This is a genomic window from Clostridium lundense DSM 17049, from assembly GCF_000619945.1.
GTDB classification, from domain to species: domain Bacteria; phylum Bacillota; class Clostridia; order Clostridiales; family Clostridiaceae; genus Clostridium_AO; species Clostridium_AO lundense.
The window spans coordinates 48,188-67,250 of sequence record NZ_JHVC01000020.1 but is presented as its reverse complement, the minus strand read 5'-3'; the positions used below and the strand labels follow the sequence as shown (position 1 = coordinate 67,250).

General features: G+C 28.5%; 18 protein-coding genes and 3 tRNA genes. 4 read left to right on the top strand and 17 right to left on the bottom strand.

Annotation, left to right across the window (positions count from 1 at the left end; all coding sequences use genetic code 11):
* Nucleotides 1-40: 40 nt before the first annotated feature.
* The 5 genes from T514_RS0118425 to T514_RS0118405 all read right to left on the bottom strand — a co-directional run bounded on the left by T514_RS0118425 (nt 41) and on the right by T514_RS0118405 (nt 1,698).
* Nucleotides 41-117: transfer RNA gene (locus T514_RS0118425), tRNA-Asp, on the bottom strand.
* Between the two features lie 8 nt (nt 118-125).
* A tRNA-Val gene (locus T514_RS0118420) sits at nt 126-201 on the bottom strand.
* Nucleotides 202-210: 9 nt separating this feature from the next.
* Nucleotides 211-285, bottom strand: a tRNA-Glu gene (locus tag T514_RS0118415).
* A gap of 202 nt (nt 286-487) precedes the next feature.
* On the bottom strand, nt 488-1,303 hold the full coding sequence (locus T514_RS0118410) for a pyruvate, water dikinase regulatory protein (RefSeq protein WP_027626105.1): 816 nt from the start codon (nt 1,301-1,303) through the stop codon (nt 488-490).
* An 8-nt stretch (nt 1,304-1,311) separates the two neighbouring features.
* Entirely contained in the window at nt 1,312-1,698 is a 387-nt protein-coding gene (locus T514_RS0118405) for a CoA-binding protein (protein WP_027626104.1), read from the bottom strand.
* A gap of 222 nt (nt 1,699-1,920) precedes the next feature.
* On the opposite strand from T514_RS0118405, the gene T514_RS0118400 reads away from it, so the two are divergent.
* The gene (locus T514_RS0118400) at nt 1,921-3,147 is read left to right on the top strand and encodes a BaiN/RdsA family NAD(P)/FAD-dependent oxidoreductase (RefSeq protein WP_027626103.1); all 1,227 of its coding nucleotides are present in this window, start codon (nt 1,921-1,923) and stop codon (nt 3,145-3,147) included.
* Nucleotides 3,148-3,206: 59 nt separating this feature from the next.
* Here T514_RS0118400 and T514_RS0118395 read toward each other — a convergent pair whose 3' ends face one another.
* The 6 genes from T514_RS0118395 to T514_RS24940 are packed head-to-tail and all read right to left on the bottom strand — an operon-like array spanning nt 3,207 to nt 10,827.
* A complete protein-coding gene (locus tag T514_RS0118395; RefSeq protein ID WP_156939991.1) occupies nt 3,207-5,402 on the bottom strand; it encodes an extracellular solute-binding protein in 2,196 nt (731 codons plus the stop codon).
* A 23-nt stretch (nt 5,403-5,425) separates the two neighbouring features.
* Nucleotides 5,426-6,799: an ABC transporter permease gene (locus tag T514_RS0118385; protein WP_084284733.1), complete on the bottom strand. Its 1,374-nt coding sequence runs from the start codon at nt 6,797-6,799 to the stop codon at nt 5,426-5,428.
* Between the two features lie 15 nt (nt 6,800-6,814).
* The gene (locus T514_RS25885; protein ID WP_027626100.1) at nt 6,815-8,113 is read right to left on the bottom strand and encodes an efflux RND transporter periplasmic adaptor subunit; all 1,299 of its coding nucleotides are present in this window, start codon (nt 8,111-8,113) and stop codon (nt 6,815-6,817) included.
* Between the two features lie 23 nt (nt 8,114-8,136).
* Nucleotides 8,137-9,042, bottom strand: coding sequence for a carbohydrate ABC transporter permease (locus T514_RS0118375; protein ID WP_027626099.1), 906 nt, complete (start codon nt 9,040-9,042; stop codon nt 8,137-8,139).
* Nucleotides 9,043-9,056: 14 nt separating this feature from the next.
* Nucleotides 9,057-9,923 carry a carbohydrate ABC transporter permease gene (locus T514_RS0118370; protein WP_027626098.1) on the bottom strand — a complete coding sequence of 289 codons (867 nt, stop codon included), beginning with the start codon at nt 9,921-9,923 and terminating at the stop codon, nt 9,057-9,059.
* A gap of 1 nt (nt 9,924) precedes the next feature.
* Entirely contained in the window at nt 9,925-10,827 is a 903-nt protein-coding gene (locus T514_RS24940; RefSeq protein ID WP_051542148.1) for a D-alanyl-D-alanine carboxypeptidase family protein, read from the bottom strand.
* A gap of 127 nt (nt 10,828-10,954) precedes the next feature.
* On the opposite strand from T514_RS24940, the gene T514_RS0118360 reads away from it, so the two are divergent.
* Both T514_RS0118360 and T514_RS0118355 read left to right on the top strand, forming a co-directional pair.
* Complete coding sequence (locus tag T514_RS0118360) at nt 10,955-11,632, top strand: response regulator transcription factor (RefSeq protein ID WP_027626097.1); 678 nt, start codon at nt 10,955-10,957, stop codon at nt 11,630-11,632.
* Nucleotides 11,633-13,249, top strand: a complete 1,617-nt coding sequence (locus T514_RS0118355) for a sensor histidine kinase (RefSeq protein ID WP_027626096.1) — start codon at nt 11,633-11,635, stop codon at nt 13,247-13,249.
* Nucleotides 13,250-13,329: 80 nt separating this feature from the next.
* On the opposite strand, the gene T514_RS0118350 is transcribed toward T514_RS0118355, so the two are convergent.
* The 4 genes from T514_RS0118350 to T514_RS0118335 form a co-directional block, all read right to left on the bottom strand.
* Complete coding sequence (locus T514_RS0118350) at nt 13,330-14,082, bottom strand: acyl-[acyl-carrier-protein] thioesterase (protein ID WP_027626095.1); 753 nt, start codon at nt 14,080-14,082, stop codon at nt 13,330-13,332.
* Nucleotides 14,083-14,317: 235 nt separating this feature from the next.
* Entirely contained in the window at nt 14,318-14,503 is a 186-nt protein-coding gene (locus T514_RS0118345) for a DUF1858 domain-containing protein (RefSeq protein WP_027626094.1), read from the bottom strand.
* Between the two features lie 153 nt (nt 14,504-14,656).
* A complete protein-coding gene (locus T514_RS0118340; RefSeq protein WP_027626093.1) occupies nt 14,657-15,943 on the bottom strand; it encodes an adenylosuccinate synthase in 1,287 nt (428 codons plus the stop codon).
* 29 nt (nt 15,944-15,972) lie between these two features.
* The gene (locus tag T514_RS0118335; protein ID WP_027626092.1) at nt 15,973-17,379 is read right to left on the bottom strand and encodes an NAD(P)/FAD-dependent oxidoreductase; all 1,407 of its coding nucleotides are present in this window, start codon (nt 17,377-17,379) and stop codon (nt 15,973-15,975) included.
* Between the two features lie 271 nt (nt 17,380-17,650).
* Here T514_RS0118335 and T514_RS0118330 point away from each other — a divergent pair, with 271 nt between their 5' ends.
* Entirely contained in the window at nt 17,651-18,166 is a 516-nt protein-coding gene (locus T514_RS0118330) for a CDP-alcohol phosphatidyltransferase family protein (protein WP_027626091.1), read from the top strand.
* A gap of 78 nt (nt 18,167-18,244) precedes the next feature.
* On the opposite strand, the gene T514_RS0118325 is transcribed toward T514_RS0118330, so the two are convergent.
* Both T514_RS0118325 and T514_RS0118320 read right to left on the bottom strand, forming a co-directional pair.
* Nucleotides 18,245-18,460 (bottom strand): DUF3006 domain-containing protein, encoded by a 216-nt coding sequence (locus T514_RS0118325; RefSeq protein ID WP_027626090.1) that lies wholly within the window; start codon nt 18,458-18,460, stop codon nt 18,245-18,247.
* Between the two features lie 38 nt (nt 18,461-18,498).
* Nucleotides 18,499-18,936 carry an ACT domain-containing protein gene (locus tag T514_RS0118320; RefSeq protein WP_027626089.1) on the bottom strand — a complete coding sequence of 146 codons (438 nt, stop codon included), beginning with the start codon at nt 18,934-18,936 and terminating at the stop codon, nt 18,499-18,501.
* Nucleotides 18,937-19,063 lie beyond the last annotated feature (127 nt).

Here is a 19,063-nt window from a genome sequence, read left to right as displayed (position 1 = left end):
AAGTCAGTTGCTCTACCTGCTGAGCTATACCAGCTTATTATGGCGACCCAGAAGGGGCTCGAACCCTCGACCTCCGGCGTGACAGGCCGGCACTCTAACCAACTGAGCCACTGGGCCATTTAATGTGGTGGGCACAACAGGGCTCGAACCTGTGACCCTCTGCTTGTAAGGCAGATGCTCTCCCAGCTGAGCTATGCGCCCACATTAAATTGGTGACCCCTACGGGAATCGAACCCATGTTACCACCGTGAAAGGGTGGTGTCTTAACCGCTTGACCAAGGGGCCTTATTCTTTTCTTTCGTCTTGTCTGTATCGCTTTGGCGACCTGACATAGATAATAATACAAGATAATCGATAAAGTGTCAACAGTTTTTATTAAATTTTTTATATATTTTTTGAGCTTTTTTTCATTAATAGAGCTAAAGCATTGAATTTACTAGCATTTAGCTCTATTAAATTTATCTACAATTTAAAACTATATTCATAACTAATGATCTTTTACTCCACCATAACCTATAGATTCCATTATAAGAAGTGCAGTATCTTCTATGGCTCTTTTAGTTACATCTATAGTTTTACATCTAAGCCTTCTCATAACTTTATCAGCAAATTCTAATTCCTTTAATACCCTTTCTGCATTTGCATATTGTATCTCAGAGGATAACCTCGCAAACTTATCCATTCTATGTTTTCTTATTTCTATTAATCTCATAGGGTCAATAGTAAGTCCTATTATTCTTTTGCTATCTACTGCAAATAACTCTTCAGGTACAGGTATTTCTGGCATAAGAGGTATATTTAAAGCTTTTATACCTTTATTGGCTAAGTACATACATAAAGGAGTTTTTGAAGTTCTAGATAATCCTATTAAAATTACATCTGCATGTTTTATCCCTGAATAATCTTTACTATCATCATATTGAATAGCAAATTCCATCGCTTCTATTTTCTTAAAATATTGAGAATCCATATTCCATACTGCTCCAGGTTTATAATCTGGAAGCTTGTTTAATAATCTGGAAACCGTACTTATACATGGTCCTAGTACATTAATTATCCTAATGCCCTTTTCTATACATCTTTCTACTAAAAACTCTCTTACATCTACTAGAACAATTGTTGTTATAATCATAGCATCATTGGGAGATTCTATACTATTTATAAATTCATCTACAGCTTCAAAATTCTTAATATAAGTTACCCTCTTTACCTCTATTCTTTCATTAAACTGACAAGCTGTAGCTCTAGCTACTTGTTCCGCTGTTTCACCAATTGAGTCTGATACAGCATATATTGTTAACATGCACCTATCTACCTCTTCTTTCTTTTATAGTAGGAAAGCTCTACCAAAGCACATCCCTCTATAGCTATAATACCTTTTTCTGCACAAAAACTCAATATATCTTCACTTTCGGCACCAGGTTGTATTAATATTTTACTAATACCTAAGCTATGAGCTTCCTCTACTATTTTTAAGCCTTTAATAGGGTTTATGCACAAATCTATTACATCAACTTTATATGAAATGTCCTTTAAAGATTTATGAACACTTTCATCATCACTATTAGGGTTTACTCCTTGTACATTAAATCCTGCTTCTTTTAATGTATTTAAAATCCTATGGGCATATTTACTACTGTTCAAAACATCTCCAACTACTACCCAATTACTATATTCCAATAAACTTTGAGCATCCATACCATTACCTCCTTTTTACTAAACAAAATTATATTTATTACTACAATTATATTATGCACTAAAAAGTATATAATAATTATCATTTTATTATCCACATATATTTTTATATTTATCCACATTTGCACATATACTCTTCTTTTTTTCGTGTATAATATTAAATATAATAACTTTTAAACATATTAATATTAATTGTAATTATGAAATCAAAAGGAGCGATTTAACTTGTATCATAATATTATTATAGTTGGTGGTGGCGCCTCTGGTATTACTGCTGCAATTGCAGCTAAAGATAGAGGATTAGATGTAGCCATTTTAGAAGGTACTGATAGGGTAGGTAAAAAAATTTTAACTACTGGCAATGGACGATGTAATATAACTAATAAAAATATATCACTTAACAGATATCATAGTTCAAATAAAGAATTTTTTAATCATACATTAAAAAATTTTTCTTTAAATGATACAACTAACTTTTTCTATTCCTTAGGTCTTCCAATAGTTGATTTAGAAGATGGAAAGATGTATCCTATGTCTTTACAGGCTTCCTCCGTTTTAGACATTTTAAGATTAGCTTTAGATGAAAGAAATATACCTATATATTTAAATTCTAAAGTAAAATCTGTAAAAAAGACAAAGGATAGATTTCAACTAACTACTACAGATGAAAATATATTTTATTGCGATAAATTAATACTAAGTTGTGGAGGAAAATCTGCTCCTAATACAGGTTCAGATGGTTCAGGTTTTACTTTAGCTCAATCCCTTGGTCATAAAATTATTCCTCCTGTCCCTGGCCTTGTACAATTAAAATTGAAATATAATAAATTAAAAGCTCTTTCTGGAATTAAATTTGATGGTGTTGCAGAAGCATATGTAAACAATACTTCTATACGAAAGGAGTTTGGGGAATTGCTATTTACTGATTACGGTATTTCAGGCCCTCCAGTACTCCAATTAAGCAGTAAAATCTCTAGAGCACTGTATGAGAAAAAAAGCGTTACCTTACTAGTGGATATGTGCCCTAATATAGAATATGAGGAACTTAAAAACTTTTTAGAAAATCACTGGGGAACTTTTAATTATAGAAGCGTATATGAATCTTTGGTAGGAGTTATAAACAAAAAACTTATTCCTATTGTATTAAAAGAAAGTGAAATTTCAGATATACATAAACCTTGCATTGAACTTACTTGGAAAGAAAAATCTTCATTACTAAACCTTCTAAAACGTTGGGAATTTGAAGTATATGATACAAATTCCTTTAATAATTCACAAGTAACCTGTGGAGGGGTAGATACTGCCTATGTAAATTCTGAAACCTTAGAATCAACCATAGTGCCTAATCTATATTTCACTGGAGAAGTATTGGATGTACATGGAGACTGTGGTGGATTTAACTTGCAATGGGCTTGGAGTAGTGGGTATTTAGTAGGGAATACCTTAAAATAATTAAAAATACGCATAAGATATACCTATATCTTATGCGTATTTTTAATTATTTATATACCTTATTCATTTAGCATTATACTAACTTTATTCTGTATAATCTTTGCTGCCTGTTCAGCTGTTTGCTGTCCACTAATAAATTTATCTGTTTCTGTCCCTACTATTTCCTGAACCTGAGAATTTTCATTATCTCCATTTGATAAATTGCTTATAAACTTATTGAATATGTTAACATCATCTTGAGTTAAATTATATGGTTTCCTATCTTTAGTCATTTCAATGATTTCCTTCTGAACTCTTTCAAGTGCTGCATTATTTATTGGTATACCTGATGCACTATCTCCAGCTTGAATATCCTCACTAATAAGGAATTTAATAAACTCCCAACATTCATCTTTATATTTAGAATGCTTATTTATGGAGAAGGTGCTATTTGATGTAAAGCTACTTCCTTGAGACGGTAAATTTAACAAATTGAATTTATCACCTAATATTACATTGCTAAAAATAGGTGTTGGCAAAAAAACATTATCACTGTGTAAAAACTGAATATTTCCTCCAGTAGTAGTACTTATGCCATCTCCTTTTGTATCCATAATTCCTTTAGTAGTAACTTCCTTAGCTAGATTTAAAATGTCAATAAACTCTTTAGAGTCAAATTTTGCTTGCTTCTTATCTTCATCTATAAACTTATTGTAATTGCCATTTAAGAAAAGGAACTGCATAATCTCTGAGCCTTTCATCTTAGGAAGAGCATACTGATCTATTTTTCCATCACCATTTTTATCTTTTGTAAGCTTACGAGCATAGTCCATAAAATTATTCCATGTCCGATTTTTATCATCTATATTTATTTTATTCTCTTCTAATATTTTTTTATCAACTGCAAGAGCTGAAAATTCGTATCTAGTTGGTATAGTATATAATCCTTCCTTATATTTAAAAGCATTTATAATTTTTTCATTATAATTTTTCATATTAAAGTCTTTATCTTTAGAAATAAAATCACTAAGATTTACAAGTGCTTTTTTATCTACATATTTATGATATGGCAATCCATTCATACATATGATATCTGAACCTTTGCCAGACATAATTTCTGTATTTACATTTTTTGTATACTTCTCATAGCTAGATGGATCATTAATATCTGTAATTGTATTCTTAACTTCAATCTTAATATCTGGGTGTATTTTACGGAACTTACTTATAGCAACGTCAATATCTTGAATTTGATACATTAATGAAAGTGTAATAACTTTTTCACTATTTTTATTTTTATTATTTAAATTACATCTAACTAATTGTGATTTTTCAGATCTGTCTTTTTTATTAAATTCAGTAATTAAAATATAAACATCCTTATTTTTATTTATATCAATATCTCTTATTCTTGAGTTAAAATCAACTAAACCATAATCTTTAAAGTCTATTACCTTCTCTATAAACTTTCCATCTGCAACATTGTACTTAGATATATTATCACTATTTAATCCATAAAAATCTTTATCTCCTTTTTTATGAACTGCTGTCTTCATAAAACTACCACTAGTATACTCATTTTTCCATATCCTTTGACCGGATAAAGGATTAGTTCTTTCTACATAAAATTTTGCCCCATTTCCCTGTTCCATCGTACCAACAAACAAATTGCCTTCATCATCATTGCTTATAAAATCACATTTAGTATATAGATTTTTAATATTTTTTCCTTCCTTATCTATTGCTTCTACACTCTGATTATCTTTTCCAAATGTTAATATATAAAAGTTTCCTTTATCATCCACTTCCATATATCCTCTTAAAGCTATCTCTTTCATTCCATCTTCTTCAACATTTTTTGAAGTATTCTTAAGATTTATTGTCTTAGTTTTATCTCCTGAGGCATTAAAGACAGTAATTTCCCTCTTTGAAGATTTTTCTGTTAAAACATAAATATTATCTTTTTCATCAACAGTGCAAAGACCTAACTTTTCTCCAAAATCTATTTTTATGTCTTTTACAAGCTTTCCATCAGCATCATAAATTCCTAACTTCTTTTCATTTGATTGTGTTACTCCCGCCATAACAAGTTGATTCTTAGAGTTTACTTTAAAGCTTGTTATATTATCCAATCCTGAATTTTTACTTATATCCTCCACCATACTATTTACATTATCTGAACCCTTAGATGCATCTGCAGATGTACCTTTATCTTTACATCCTACAAGACTAATTGTAAAAATTAAAATCATTAATAAAGAAACTATTTTTTTCAAAATATACCCCTTCTTTCTTTAATCTAAATAATATATTTGTTTTTGCCATGTACTATAACTCTCATAAATAAAAATGACCATATTATAAATAGAATTTTCAAATCAATTCCAAACTGTATTTTAAATGTCATAAAAATGATAGCTATAAATATTAGAGCTACGACACTGCATTTTCCACAACATTGCACTGCTAATATAGCATCCCTACTTTTATTCAAAAACTCTCTAACGAAAGTGTTTAAAATACAACTACAAAATATAACCATTATAGATAAAATATTAATAAGCGTATTTGTTTTCATAAACTTCAATTCAATAAAAGGAATTAAATATTCTCTGCTTTCTATGTTTGCTTTTATGCTATCTTGAAATATATCCTTATAATAAGATACATTAATGAATTCATCTGGAATATAATTTGATGGAATATATAAATTAAATCTAATTAATTTCCACATAATAAATATTCCTAAGACTCCAAAGACTATTTTTAGTATGTATATTAAAAAACATTTTTTATTTTTTATTACTACATCCAATAAATAATCCTTTTCCATATTTGCAATAAAGAACTTTTTTACTTCACCTAAAATTTTTATTAAGTATTTTATAAAGTTCCATATACAAATAAATCCTAATACAAAACACATTATCAGCGGTTTTTGCTTGATTAACTGTTCTTCTTTACTATAGTCAATAATTTTATACTGCTTTTCATCTTTCCCAATTCCATTAAGCAATCCTATAACTCTATCCTTGCCTTTTACTTGCACATCATTATTTAGGTTTTGAAATTGTAAATATGAAATTTTTCTAGTTTCATCTAACTTTATAAGTGTTTCCATAGGTATATATACTTTATCAAATCCATCATTACTTATGTTCTGTATAATGGTAGAATCTCTTTTAACTACCCCTATTATTTTAAAGTCCTTATGAAAAATTCTTACTTTAAGACCTACCACATTTTCAGTTCCAAATAATTTACGTGCCAGCTTATCTTCTAAAACTACGCAAAACTCATTTTCCTTACATATTCCTTCAGTAAAAAAGCTACCTGTAGAAACATTAATGTTATAGAATTTATTAAAATTTGAACTAACACCTAATATTTTGCTATCAATATCTCTTCCTTCAAAATATACTTTTCCTTTAGTCTCACTCATAGCAAATATATCTTCATCCTTAAGTTTATTTTTCATAAATCGTATATCGGATAAGGTAAAATGATTTATTGTATTTGAGCGATTTGTTATAACCGAAACTTTATTCCCATCATTAAGCTTCATGGAACTACTAATTCTAGAAACTAAAGCACTTTGAAACATAATTCCAAAATATATAAAAAATATACATATAAAAATGCCAATATAAACACTCTTTATATTTCTCAACATATTCACCTTATTTTTTCAGTTTTTTATTGTGACATAACTTCCATCAGATACAGCTTTATCATCTTCTACCTTTATAACAACCTTATCATCCTGAGTAATGCCATTACGTATTGCTGTATTCGCATTATCACTTTCTCCTATAGAAATCTTAAACTTCTTTAAAGAATATTGATTACCCAAAACTCCATTCTTTTCTTTTAGTACAAATACAAATTTACTTCCATCCATATCAGTATTTACTGCACTATTAGGGATAACTATAGTACTTGATGAGATTTTTTTACTTATAAATCCATCCCCCTCTTCACCTCCTATAAGATTCTTCATATTAATATCAATTAGCAAGTCTTTTTTACTATCATCTTTTTTTCCTTCTTTGGTAATTGGACTATTGACTATCTCTCTTATAGTGCCTTCTACATTTTTATCTTCAGTAGATTTCATTGTTATATTAATCTTATCTCCTTTAGCTATATATTTTAAGTTAGCATTGTCTACACTCATTCTAAATTGAAATCCCTTACTGGAGTTATTTATAATAATTATTGGCTTAGACCCATCTACTGTCTGACCTTTTTCAACATTAAGCTCAGAAATAACTCCATCACAAGGAGCACTAATATCACTAGAAATACTCATATCTTTATTTATTTTATTAATTTCATTCTTCTCCATCTGTATGTCATATTCCACCTTCTTTATAGAATTTCTCTGTTCATTTAAAGCATTATTATAATCATCTAAAGCTTGTTCATAAGCTCTTTTTGCGTCGCTTAAAACCAATACCTGTTTATCTAAACTAACTTGAGCCTCATATCCCTCTTTTACCAATTTGCTTGTTTTATCTAGATTTTTAATTTCAGAATTCATTTTCTCCTTTGTTTCTTCTACTTTTCTTTTTAAATTCTTCTCTTTGTAAATACCTTCATTTTTAAGCTTTTCAAGTTCCAAATTATATTGATTGTATTTTATATTTTCTTCTTCCAATTTTGATTTCAAATCTTCCTTTTTAAGCCTTATCAATATCTTTCCTTTAGTTACCTTATCTCCTATCTTAACATTGACCTCTTCTACTATTTTTCCACTTTCTCCATATAACTTTGCTGACTCCCTTGCTTCAATAACTCCTAAACTGTTTATCTCCTTTGATATTGAACCTGATACAGGGCTTTCCACAGTAACTTTTGGAAGGAAAAAATTGTTTATGGTATTTGAAAAGAATGTTAAGGCTGCCATGATTACAAAAAAATTAATAGTAAGCTTTTTTATTTTTTTCTTTCTATTTATTTGATTATCTTCTTTTACACATTCCATATTAGAAATATCCCTCCACATTTTTATCCCTTAATTCCAGAATTTTTTATACCTTCTACTAAATGACTTTCTGCATAAAGAAATATAAGCAGTGCTGGTATCATATAAATCATAGATGCTGCAAAAGCAATTCCTTTTTCATTAAAGTTTATTTGAGAAAGATATAAAGATAGCGGTTCTTTTAATTGGTCTTTTAACAATATAAGAGGTTGCTCTACCAAATTCCAGTTATCTATAAATACTAATATTGTTAATGCTGCAATAGCATTTACTGATAATGGAACTATAATTTTTATAAAAATATAGAAATGATTAGCGCCATCAATCATAGCTGCTTCTATATATTCTTTAGGTATATCCATCATAAATTGTCTTAAAAGAAATACTCCAAAAGCACTAAAAATACCTGGAAAAATTATAGATTCATGTTTATCTATTAAATGAAATATATCAGAAATTATATAATTTGGTAAAAGTGTTACTTGAAAAGGCATAAGCATAACTATTATATAAATAAGAAATAATTTATTTCTCCCAGGGAATTCCATTTTGCTGAATGCATAAGCTGCCATAGATGCCACTATTACTTGTCCTGAAATTACACATAATGCAATTTTTACCGAATTCCAAAACATAAGTAAAAATTTAACCTGTTTTATCAATACATTATAATATTGCTTTAATGTGACCATATCCGGTATTATCCTTAATTTTACATAGCTATTATCATTTAAAGTCTTTTGTTCTTTATCATTTGTGTCATTATTCAAAGCAATCATGCTATAATTTGAATTTATTTCATTCTCAGTCATAAAAGAATTAGTTACAGTTAATATCATAGGGAAAGCAAAAAACAACGAAATAACTGCTGTAATTATTGTTAATAGTATTTTTCTCACTAATTTCTTTTTGCCTTTATATGACCACATTATATAATCACCTACTATTCTTGTATTTTATTGTTTATATTTTCTTGAAGTTTAAATAATAAAATTAAAAGTAGACATATTCCTAAGGCCATAATTACAGCTGCCGACGAAAGTTTCTGGTAATCTAGTGACATAAATACATTATTCATATAATGTTGAAGCATATATATGCTTTCATGAGGATATTCTCCGGCTATAAGATATACTTCTCTAAATACCTTAAATGAATTAATTATAGAAATTACAAAAACAAAGAAAAGTGTTGGCATCATGTATACTATTGTAATATTGGTAAACTTTTTTACAGCACTTGCTCCTTCTATAGATGCATATTCATAATATTCTTTAGGTATATTTTGAAGTGCTGCAATAAACAGTATCATATTATATCCTATATTTTTCCACAAAAAAACTACAATTACCACATACAATGCCCACTTTGAATTCATCCAATCTACAGGAGAATATCCCATAGAAATAACAAGTTTATTAATCCAGCCTTTATTATCCACCATTATGTGCCATACCATAACTACAGATGCTACAGGAATTACTAGTGGCAGCATAAAAAACATTCTGAAGATATTTCTTAAGTATAAATTTTGATTTAAAAGTAATGCTACTCCAAGAGATATAACAATAAGCAACGGTACACTTATAGATGTAAAGATCAAAGTATTTAAAATAGCTTTTTTAAAACTTGGATTTTGTAATAAAGAAATGAAGTTTGAAAACCCTACAAATTCTCCTTCATTAGGACTATCTAAAAAAGAATATTTTATAACTAACATAAAAGGTAATATATAAAAGATAAAAAATCCTAGAATGCTTGGAAACAAAAATATCATTGCTAATTTTATATTTTTTCTTTTTATTTTCATTTTATTTTTTATAACTCCATCTTATTATTCTTTCCATATCTTCAAATACTGTATTGTCATCCTGTGAATTCAATACAACACCTATCATTTTTCTATTATTAATTTCATAAAAACACACAAGACATTTTCCAGCCCTAGATGTATATCCTGTCTTACCTCCTATGCACCCATTAACTCCAACTAGTTTGTTTCTATTTTCTAAACTTATTTTCCCTTTGGATGTATTAATTGTACTTACTTTCTTTTTCATAGTATCCATTATCCATGGATATTTATATGCTTCTTTAGCTATATTGACTAGATCATACGCCGTAGTATAATGCTCTTCATCATCTAGTCCTATAGGGTTCATAAAATGTGATTCCTTAAGTCCTAATGAAGAGACCTTTTCATTCATAGCCTGAACAAAGCTTTCCAAACTTTCATTTGAGTTTTTTCCTGTAGCCTGATTAAAAGTTCCTAAACTTCTATTTGAGTTTTCTCCCATAGCCTCTGCCATATCATTTGCTGAATACAACATAACAGCATCCATTACATCTTTTGCATTCATCGTCTCTCCAACTTTTAAATTAAGCTTATACTCAGGTTGCTCCTTACAACGCCTTGTATACATTACATCATCTTCTGGAGAAAAATGTTCTGCAAAAATCTGTGCAGTTAGAAGCTTAGTAGTACTTGCAGGTGGCAGCTTTTCATGTATATGTTTCTTATATAGTATTTTATTATTAGTAACATCTAAAGTTATAGCTGCCGCAGCACTTATAGTTGGCCTATTCTCTATAGCTACATTTCTTAAGTCATCTACAGAGTTAATATTTTTATTTAATAGCTCTGCTTTTAAAATGATAATGCATAAAATTAATATAATTATAGGAAATAAACTTGACAGTATCTTTTTCTTCATTTCTTTACTCCTTAGTTGAATTATTGGTAAAATATATATAAAATTAAATTAGGGGGGATCGTTCATATATATCATATGGCTCGAATGTTACACGAAAGTGACAAAACATAATTTGGGGGTGATAGTTGTGAACAAAAATCTATTAATCGTAGAAGATGAATCAAATATACGAAGGTTAATAGCAATGTATTTTAAGAAAGAAGGTTTTAACATATTTGAAGCAAAAGATGGTGAAGAAGCTTTAGATGTGTTTAAAGTGTATAAAATTGATCTTGTGATATTAGACATAATGCTTCCAGGATTAAATGGCTTAAAAGTATGTGAATATATAAGGACAAACTCTGATGTACCAATTATCATGCTAACTGCCAAAACTCAGGAGGATGATAAAATTCTAGGTTTTGAGCATGGTACTGATGAATATGTAACAAAACCTTTCAGTCCAAAAGTTCTAGTAGCCAGAGCAAAATCACTTTTAAAAAGAGTTGATGGTACTATTAGTAAATCAAGTAATATTTTATCAGAGGACGGCTTGGCAATAGATTTAAATTCAGGAAAAGTGACTGTTAATAATGTTGAAGTTATGTTAACTCTCAAGGAGTATGATCTTCTAACATATTTCATGCAAAATAAAGGTATGGTTTTATCAAAAGAAGCTATACTGAATAGAGTATGGGGATATGATTATTATGGTGATCCAAGAACTGTAGACACACATATAAAAAGATTAAGAGACAAGCTCGAAGATAGAAGCAATTACATTACTACTATAAGAGGAAGAGGCTATAAATTTGAGGTATCATAGATGAAAATATATAAAGGTATTACATTTAAACTTTTTATTATTTTAATTTCATTTCTTTTATTCTTTATGGGCATTTTAGTTTATGTCCAGATATTTGTAGTAGGACGATTGTATATGACTACAGAATATGCACAGGAAATGGAAAAAAAGTTGTATAATAAGCTTCTAGAAACTGATTTTTTTGGCTCATACACTTATATTAATTTATATTGTCCTTTAAATAAAGATTCAACTATTATGAAAGAAGTAAAAAACTATGAGAATGTTAATAAAGCCTATTTAATTATATTTGACAAAGATTTTAAATTAAAATATATTACTGACTCAGCAAAGAAAACTTTAAGTAAATCTAATTTAAATTATATATCAAAAAATTTATCTACTGGTCCAATTGATTCAATAGTAACTCACACTCACAAATTTGATAATTCTCAACAAAGAACTTTTAGTATAAGTAATGGTGACAGTGAAAAATATTATCCATTTACTTTCTCCATAGGAGATAAGCAGACTTTTCGTGTTTACGGAAAATTTACTCCTTCAAAATACATAGCTATATCCACACCTATACAATTAAATAAAAATGATGTTAATAATATTGTAATCATTATGCCTGAAGTATTTACTTCGAAAAGTTCTTTAATACTAAAAAAATACGTTATATATATTATAATAGCTTCAATTATATGTATTCTTATTTTATCTGCCATATTTTCTTATTTAATAACAAAACCTATTATAGGTATTAATAAAGTAGCATCCAAAATGATAAATTTAGACTTTTCATCTAAGTGTAATGTTAAATCTGATGATGAACTAGGAAACTTATCTAAAAGCTTAAACTACCTGTCAGGTAAATTAAATGATACTATTGAAAATCTTTATTTAGCTAATAATCAGTTAAAAAAAGATTTAGACTTGCAAAAAGAACTGGACTTACTTAGAAAAGACTTTATTGCCTCTGTATCACATGAATTTAAAACTCCAATTACATTAATAAAGGGGTATACAGAAAGCTTGAAAGATGATGTGGCAGAAGAATATGAAAGAGAAGATATATACAATATTATAACTACAGAAGTTGATAAAATGGACAGACTTATTCAGGATCTATTAGATCTTTCGCAGATGGAAACTGATAGATATACTCTTAATATAACAGAATTTTATATAGATGAGCTATTAGAGTATATAATAAAAAAATATATATTATTATTAAAAGAAAAAAATATAAACTTTGAAGTTTTTATAGAAGGTAAGGATATTTTAGTGTCTGGAGACTCTTTTAAAATAGAACAGGTAATCACAAACTTCTTGAATAATGCAATTAATTATACAGAAAAAAATAAAAAAATAACACTATGTCTAAAAAAAGAAGATACCCTAGTCTACTTTTCAGTAGAAAATGAAGGCAAAAACATACCAGATGAAGATATAAAAAAAATATGGGAAAAGTTCTATAGAGTTGATAAATCAAGAAATCAGAAGTCTGGTGGTACAGGTTTGGGACTGGCAATCTGTAAAGTTATATTAGACCATCATAGGAGCATTTATGGTGCTAAAAATACTCCTACAGGGGTAAAATTTTACTTTAAATTACATTATCTTAATAAATAGAATTAAAATATACAAGGGTTGAGAATAGTCTCTAACCCTTGTATTCTTGCAATTATTATTTTTTTATATTTGTGCTTAAGTTATTGTTTCCATATACTTTGAGCTATTGTTAATTCATTTCCCTCTTTATCTGTAATTTTATGTATACAAATGATCTTTTTATCCTCTTTTATTATTTGTACAAAAGCATTTATAATTTCACCATATTTAGTTTCTTTTTCATAGTTTATAGTTATGCTCTTAAGAGCGTAATTTTTAATTATTTCTAACGGTACTGTTTCTATTGCCCAAGACACATACTTTACATTATTTACATGTCCATTAGTATCTATATCACTATATCTTACATTAAATGTTTTTTCATTATCTATACTCTCAACACATGCTATATCAGGTATTTCTAATATACCTCGTTCATCGTTATCCTTACTAACCTTATAAGCTTCTAATATATAGTCATTTATTCTTTTAGGTCTTCTTTTCTTAATATCAATTAAAAACCATATGGAATTAGCTTCTACTATAATTTCACCCTTCTCATCTATTATTTGAAATTTACGATAACCATAAAATTTCCTAAAAGAATGAGGTCTAGTTGTTACTATTACTTTCTCACCATGTAATGGATATCTATGTACATCTATGTGCCACTTATAAAGCACCCAAGCAATATTATTTTCTCTCATATAATCAAGTCCAACATTTCTATCTTCTGATTGCTTTGTGGCAACATCACAAAAATAATTAATTATATTTGTGATTAATACTCTTCTTTTATAATCTACTTCATAATAATGAATTTCATATTCTTTTTCAGTTACTAAATTTTCCATTGAAAACACCCCTTTTAATTCAGCAAAATACTGATCTATATTATAAATTCAAAGACCTATTTCTTATTTTTATAGTGGTCATAAACATTATAATAATTCCTTCATATATATAAACAATATAAGTTATTTGTTTCAATTTAATTCATATATTTATATTATGTTACATTATTGGAGTTTTTTCAATGTTTATTGTAAATAAAAAAATCCTGTAAGAATTTCTTACAGGATTTTTTTATTACTTATTTAATGCTTCTAAAAGTTTAGCTAATTCTATTCCATGTACCATAGCTGCTTGCTCTATTGTTTCTGCCTGAGCTGATGGGCAAAATACACAACCCATTCCAAAGTTGGCAAGTATTTCAGCTGCCTCTGGCTTATTTTTAATTGCTTCTCCTATAGTCATATCTTTATTAATCTGCATTTTATCTACCTCTCTCTAAAATATTTTTAGTCATATTAGAAAGTATATAAGTGTGGTCAACTTTCTAATTTATATTATAATCAACAAAATCCTATCTTTCAAGTACACACTTATTATTTACTAAGGTAGAAAAAAACATACATATTAATATTTTTATATAGTTGTTATTTCCATAGTCTGATCTCTTCTTGGACCTACAGAAACTATAGATATCTTAGTACCAGTAAATTCTTCTATTTTCTTTAGATATGTTTTTGCATTTTCTGGAAGTTGATTGTAATTTCTTGCATCTGCAATGCTTTCATCCCAACCATCAAATTCTTCATATATAGGTTGGCACTTAGCTAAATCCTCAAGACTAGCTGGTACATAATCTATTACTTTACCCTCGAATTTATATCCTACACAAACTTTTAGCTTATCTAATCCAGCTAAAGTATCAATCTTTGTTACTGCAAAACTTGTTAATCCTGAAACTCTTGCTGCTGTCTTAAGTATTACAAGATCTAACCATCCACATCTTCTTGCTCTTCCTGTAGTTACTCCATATTCATGTCCCTTTTCTCTTATCCAATCTCCTGTTTCATCTAATAATTCTGTTGGGAAAGGTCCCTTACCTACTCTTGTAGTGTATGCTTTTGCTATACCAACTGCATTTGTTATCATTGTTGGTCCAATACCCGCTCCTGTACAAACGCCACCAGCTATAGTATTAGAAGATGTTACATAAGGATAAGTTCCATAATCTATATCAAGTAAAGTACCCTGTGCTCCTTCAAATAATACTTCTTTACCTTCTTTTATCTTATCATATACTATTACAGAAGTTTCTCTAACAAAAGGCTTCATTTTTTCAGCATAATCCATATATTCATTGTAAATTGAATCAAAATTAAGTTCTTCTTCACCATATATTTTATTTATTATGTTATTTTTATCTTGTATATTATCTCTTAATTTTTCCTCAAATACTTCTTTATGCATAAGGTCACAAACTCTTATTCCGCTTCTTTCCATTTTATCTGTATAACAAGGACCTATTCCTTTACCTGTAGTTCCGATATCTTTCTTACCTCTTGCTCTTTCCTTTATACCATCTAATACTTTATGATAAGGCATTATTAATTGTGTTCTATCACTTATAACAAGATTATTAGGTGTTATTTCTACTCCTAAATCTCTTAAGTATTCTATTTCTTCAAAAAGAGCTTTAGGATCTAGCACAACTCCGTTACCTATAACATTTAACTTATTTCCATATAATATTCCTGAAGGTATTAAATGAAGCTTATATTGTTTATCTCCTACTTCTACAGTATGACCTGCATTGTTTCCTCCTTGATATCTTACAACTACCTCTGCCTTTTCAGCTAAATAGTCTGTCATTTTTCCTTTTCCTTCATCTCCCCATTGGGCTCCTAGTACAATGTATGCTGACATGAATATTCCTCCTTAAAATGCATATTATATTAAATCTTTTTATTTATATCTCTAGCCACAACCACTCCAGTAACCGAGGCTTGCATAAGTCCTCTTGTTATTCCAGCACCATCACCTATAGTATATAAATTCTTTATAGAAGTTTCAAATTTATTATTTGTTTCAAATTTACTTGAATAGAATTTTACCTCTACTCCATAAAGCAATGTATTTTTACTATAAAGACCTGGTGCTATTTTATCAAAAGCCCTTAAAGCTTCTACTATAGCAGTTAAATGTCTTTGAGGTAATACAAAACTTAAATCCCCTGGAACTGCTGACTTCATAGTTGGTATAGTAGTAGATTTGCTTAATCTAGAATAATCAGTTCTTCTTCCATTTAAAAGATCTCCAAGTCTTTGTACCATTATTCCCCCACCTGTTAGCATATTACCTAGTTTTGCAATATACTTTCCATAATCAATAGGTTGATTAAACGGTTCTGTGAAAGTAGTTGATACTAATACAGCAAAATTTGTATTATCAGTTCTTAATTCCTTTTCAGAATAACTATGACCATTAACTACTGCTATATCACCTTCATAATGTTCTTCCGAAACAACTCCTCCTGGATTCATACAAAAGGTTCTTACCTTATTTTCAAAGGTATCTGAATAATAAACTAGCTTAGCCTCATATAAATCTTTAGTTAAATGATCCATTATGGAATTTGGAACTTCTACTCTTACTCCTATATCAACAGCGTTATTAGTAGTTTTTAAATTAAGCCTTCTAGCTTCCTGTGAAAGCCACTCAGCTCCCCCTCTTCCTGGAGCTACTACTACATAATCTGAAGCTATACTCTTAATTCCTTCTTTATTTTTTAATAATACTCCTGTTATTTCTTTGTCTTCTATTATTATCTCTTTTACTTCTGTTAATTCACAAAAATCTGTGTTAGTATTATGAATTAAATGATGATACATTCCCTTCAGCACATCATAGGCAAGTTCTGTTCCCAAATGTCTAACAGGACATTCCACTAATCTTATGTTATGTTTACTAGCTTCATATTTTATTTTATCTGTATTTTCATTATTTAATCCATAAACAGTCTTATTAGCCCCAAAATCTAGATATATATCATCACAATATTTTATTAAATCTTTTGCCTCATTTTCAGAAAAATATTCTAGTATTCTTCCTCCTACTTCAGGACTTAATGAAAGTTTTCCATCAGAGAAAGCTCCTGCTCCTGACCAGCCAAAAGTTATTCCACAAGGGTCACAGTTTACACATTTTCCAGTGGCTCTAGCAGGACAATTTCTTTTTTCAATGCTTCTGCCTTTATCCACAATAAGAACACTTATTTCTGGTCTCATTTTAGTTATTTCCAATGCTGTAAATATTCCAGCAGGACCTGCCCCAACTATAATCAAATCATACTTTTCTCTCATTTCACACCCCTCCTGTAATATCGTAGCAAAAATGCAGATACCCGTCAATAAGAAATACGAATATTTATTAATTTATTAACAAAATAATTCGCTTTAACCTTTTTACATATTATTTAATATTTTACTATTAACTATAAAATTATTTTACAAATAGGCTAATTATATTATACTATTTATATAAGTCCTTAAAGTGCCATTTAAGGATAATTTTAAAGCAATGTTTTAATGCTCATAATTGAATGATTTAAATAAAGTTTTAGGAGAGAGATATATGAATCTTCCAAATATTTTAACGCTTTTTAGAATGTTTTTAGTACCTACTTTTATCTTAGTATTTTTTTCGGATATTAACAATAATATTTTTTATTCCATACTTATATTTTTACTTGCAGGTTTTACTGATGTATTAGATGGTTATATAGCAAGAAAACATAATTTAGTAACTAAATGGGGTATTGTTTTAGATCCATTTGCAGATAAACTCATGCTTCTTACTGTACTTGGATGTTTAGCTATTGATCATATTATTCCCTTTTGGATACTTATTATAGTAGCAATTAAAGAACTTGCTATGATTATTGCAGGGGCAATACTATATAATAAAGATTTTATAATTCCATCGGATAAGTTTGGTAAAATAGCTACTTGTATGTTCTATTTTTCAATATTTATATTAAATTTTCATGTTAAATTAGGTGGTTACCTTTTAGATGCCGCAGTAATAAGTGCTGTAGTAGCTTTTATTAATTACTTAACATTTTATTTAAGACAAAAAAAGAACAAATAATAAGGGGTTGCCTCAGTATAGAAATTAATTTCTATACTGGGACAATCCCTTTATTAAAACACAACAAATATCATACTTTTAATCTTCCCATAAATCTTTAGCTAATTCCTCTATTTCCTTTTTCATTCTTATAGTTTCTTCATAATCTATAGTTATATTTTCATTATTAATAATTATTACATCCCCTTCTTTTGCTTTAAGGGGTATCTTGTTTTTTTCTATATTAATCATATGTTTATTATCTAATTCAACAACTGCATACCTTTCTTCAAATCTGTCAATTATACCTCTCATCTCAAATTCCTCCAAATCACTACATAGATAAATAATTATTAATCCATGGCAACGAGCTCTAATTTTATTACATGATCCATATTTCTTATTTCATCTAGTAGATTATTTAATTCTATTTTTAAATTAGAAATATCAAAGGTTATATTTACATTGGCAGTATTATTTATTGGTATCTCTTGATTTATAGTTAATATATTTCCTTTATAGGAGGCAATTTTATCCAATATTTTTGATAAAGTACCTGGTTCATGATCTAGTGTCAAGGAAATAATCACCTTATGGTTATTCATGGTTTCAGATACCGTAAAAACATAATCTTTATATTTATAATAAGTACTTCTGCTTATACCAGCAATCTTAACAGCTTCGGTTATCTCCTTAACCTTTCCTGTCTTCATCATCTCTTTTACTTCTATTACCTTTTCAAAAACATCTGGAAGTACACTAGTATGTATCATTAAAAACTTATCACTCATAAAAAATCACCTCATGTGTACATGATATTAGAACAAATGTGTTTATGTCATAATATTAACACACCAAAGATACATATACAACCTTGGTGAATAATATTATTAGCTTACTAAAAATTTTATTGACATA

Coding starts and splice junctions, on each gene's coding strand:
- T514_RS0118355 (WP_027626096.1), top strand. CDS start 11,633: ATGAAAATATATAAAGGTATTACATTTAAACTTTTTATTATTTTAATT.
- T514_RS0118410 (WP_027626105.1), bottom strand. CDS start 1,303: ATGTTAACAATATATGCTGTATCAGACTCAATTGGTGAAACAGCGGAA.
- T514_RS0118320 (WP_027626089.1), bottom strand. CDS start 18,936: ATGAGTGATAAGTTTTTAATGATACATACTAGTGTACTTCCAGATGTT.
- T514_RS0118340 (WP_027626093.1), bottom strand. CDS start 15,943: ATGTCAGCATACATTGTACTAGGAGCCCAATGGGGAGATGAAGGAAAA.
- T514_RS0118345 (WP_027626094.1), bottom strand. CDS start 14,503: ATGCAGATTAATAAAGATATGACTATAGGAGAAGCAATTAAAAATAAG.
- T514_RS25885 (WP_027626100.1), bottom strand. CDS start 8,113: ATGGAATGTGTAAAAGAAGATAATCAAATAAATAGAAAGAAAAAAATA.
- T514_RS0118385 (WP_084284733.1), bottom strand. CDS start 6,799: ATGTTGAGAAATATAAAGAGTGTTTATATTGGCATTTTTATATGTATA.
- T514_RS0118375 (WP_027626099.1), bottom strand. CDS start 9,042: ATGTGGTCATATAAAGGCAAAAAGAAATTAGTGAGAAAAATACTATTA.
- T514_RS0118325 (WP_027626090.1), bottom strand. CDS start 18,460: ATGAGAGGTATAATTGACAGATTTGAAGAAAGGTATGCAGTTGTTGAA.
- T514_RS24940 (WP_051542148.1), bottom strand. CDS start 10,827: ATGAAGAAAAAGATACTGTCAAGTTTATTTCCTATAATTATATTAATT.
- T514_RS0118335 (WP_027626092.1), bottom strand. CDS start 17,379: ATGAGAGAAAAGTATGATTTGATTATAGTTGGGGCAGGTCCTGCTGGA.
- T514_RS0118350 (WP_027626095.1), bottom strand. CDS start 14,082: ATGGAAAATTTAGTAACTGAAAAAGAATATGAAATTCATTATTATGAA.
- T514_RS0118330 (WP_027626091.1), top strand. CDS start 17,651: ATGAATCTTCCAAATATTTTAACGCTTTTTAGAATGTTTTTAGTACCT.
- T514_RS0118370 (WP_027626098.1), bottom strand. CDS start 9,923: ATGAAAATAAAAAGAAAAAATATAAAATTAGCAATGATATTTTTGTTT.
- T514_RS0118405 (WP_027626104.1), bottom strand. CDS start 1,698: ATGGATGCTCAAAGTTTATTGGAATATAGTAATTGGGTAGTAGTTGGA.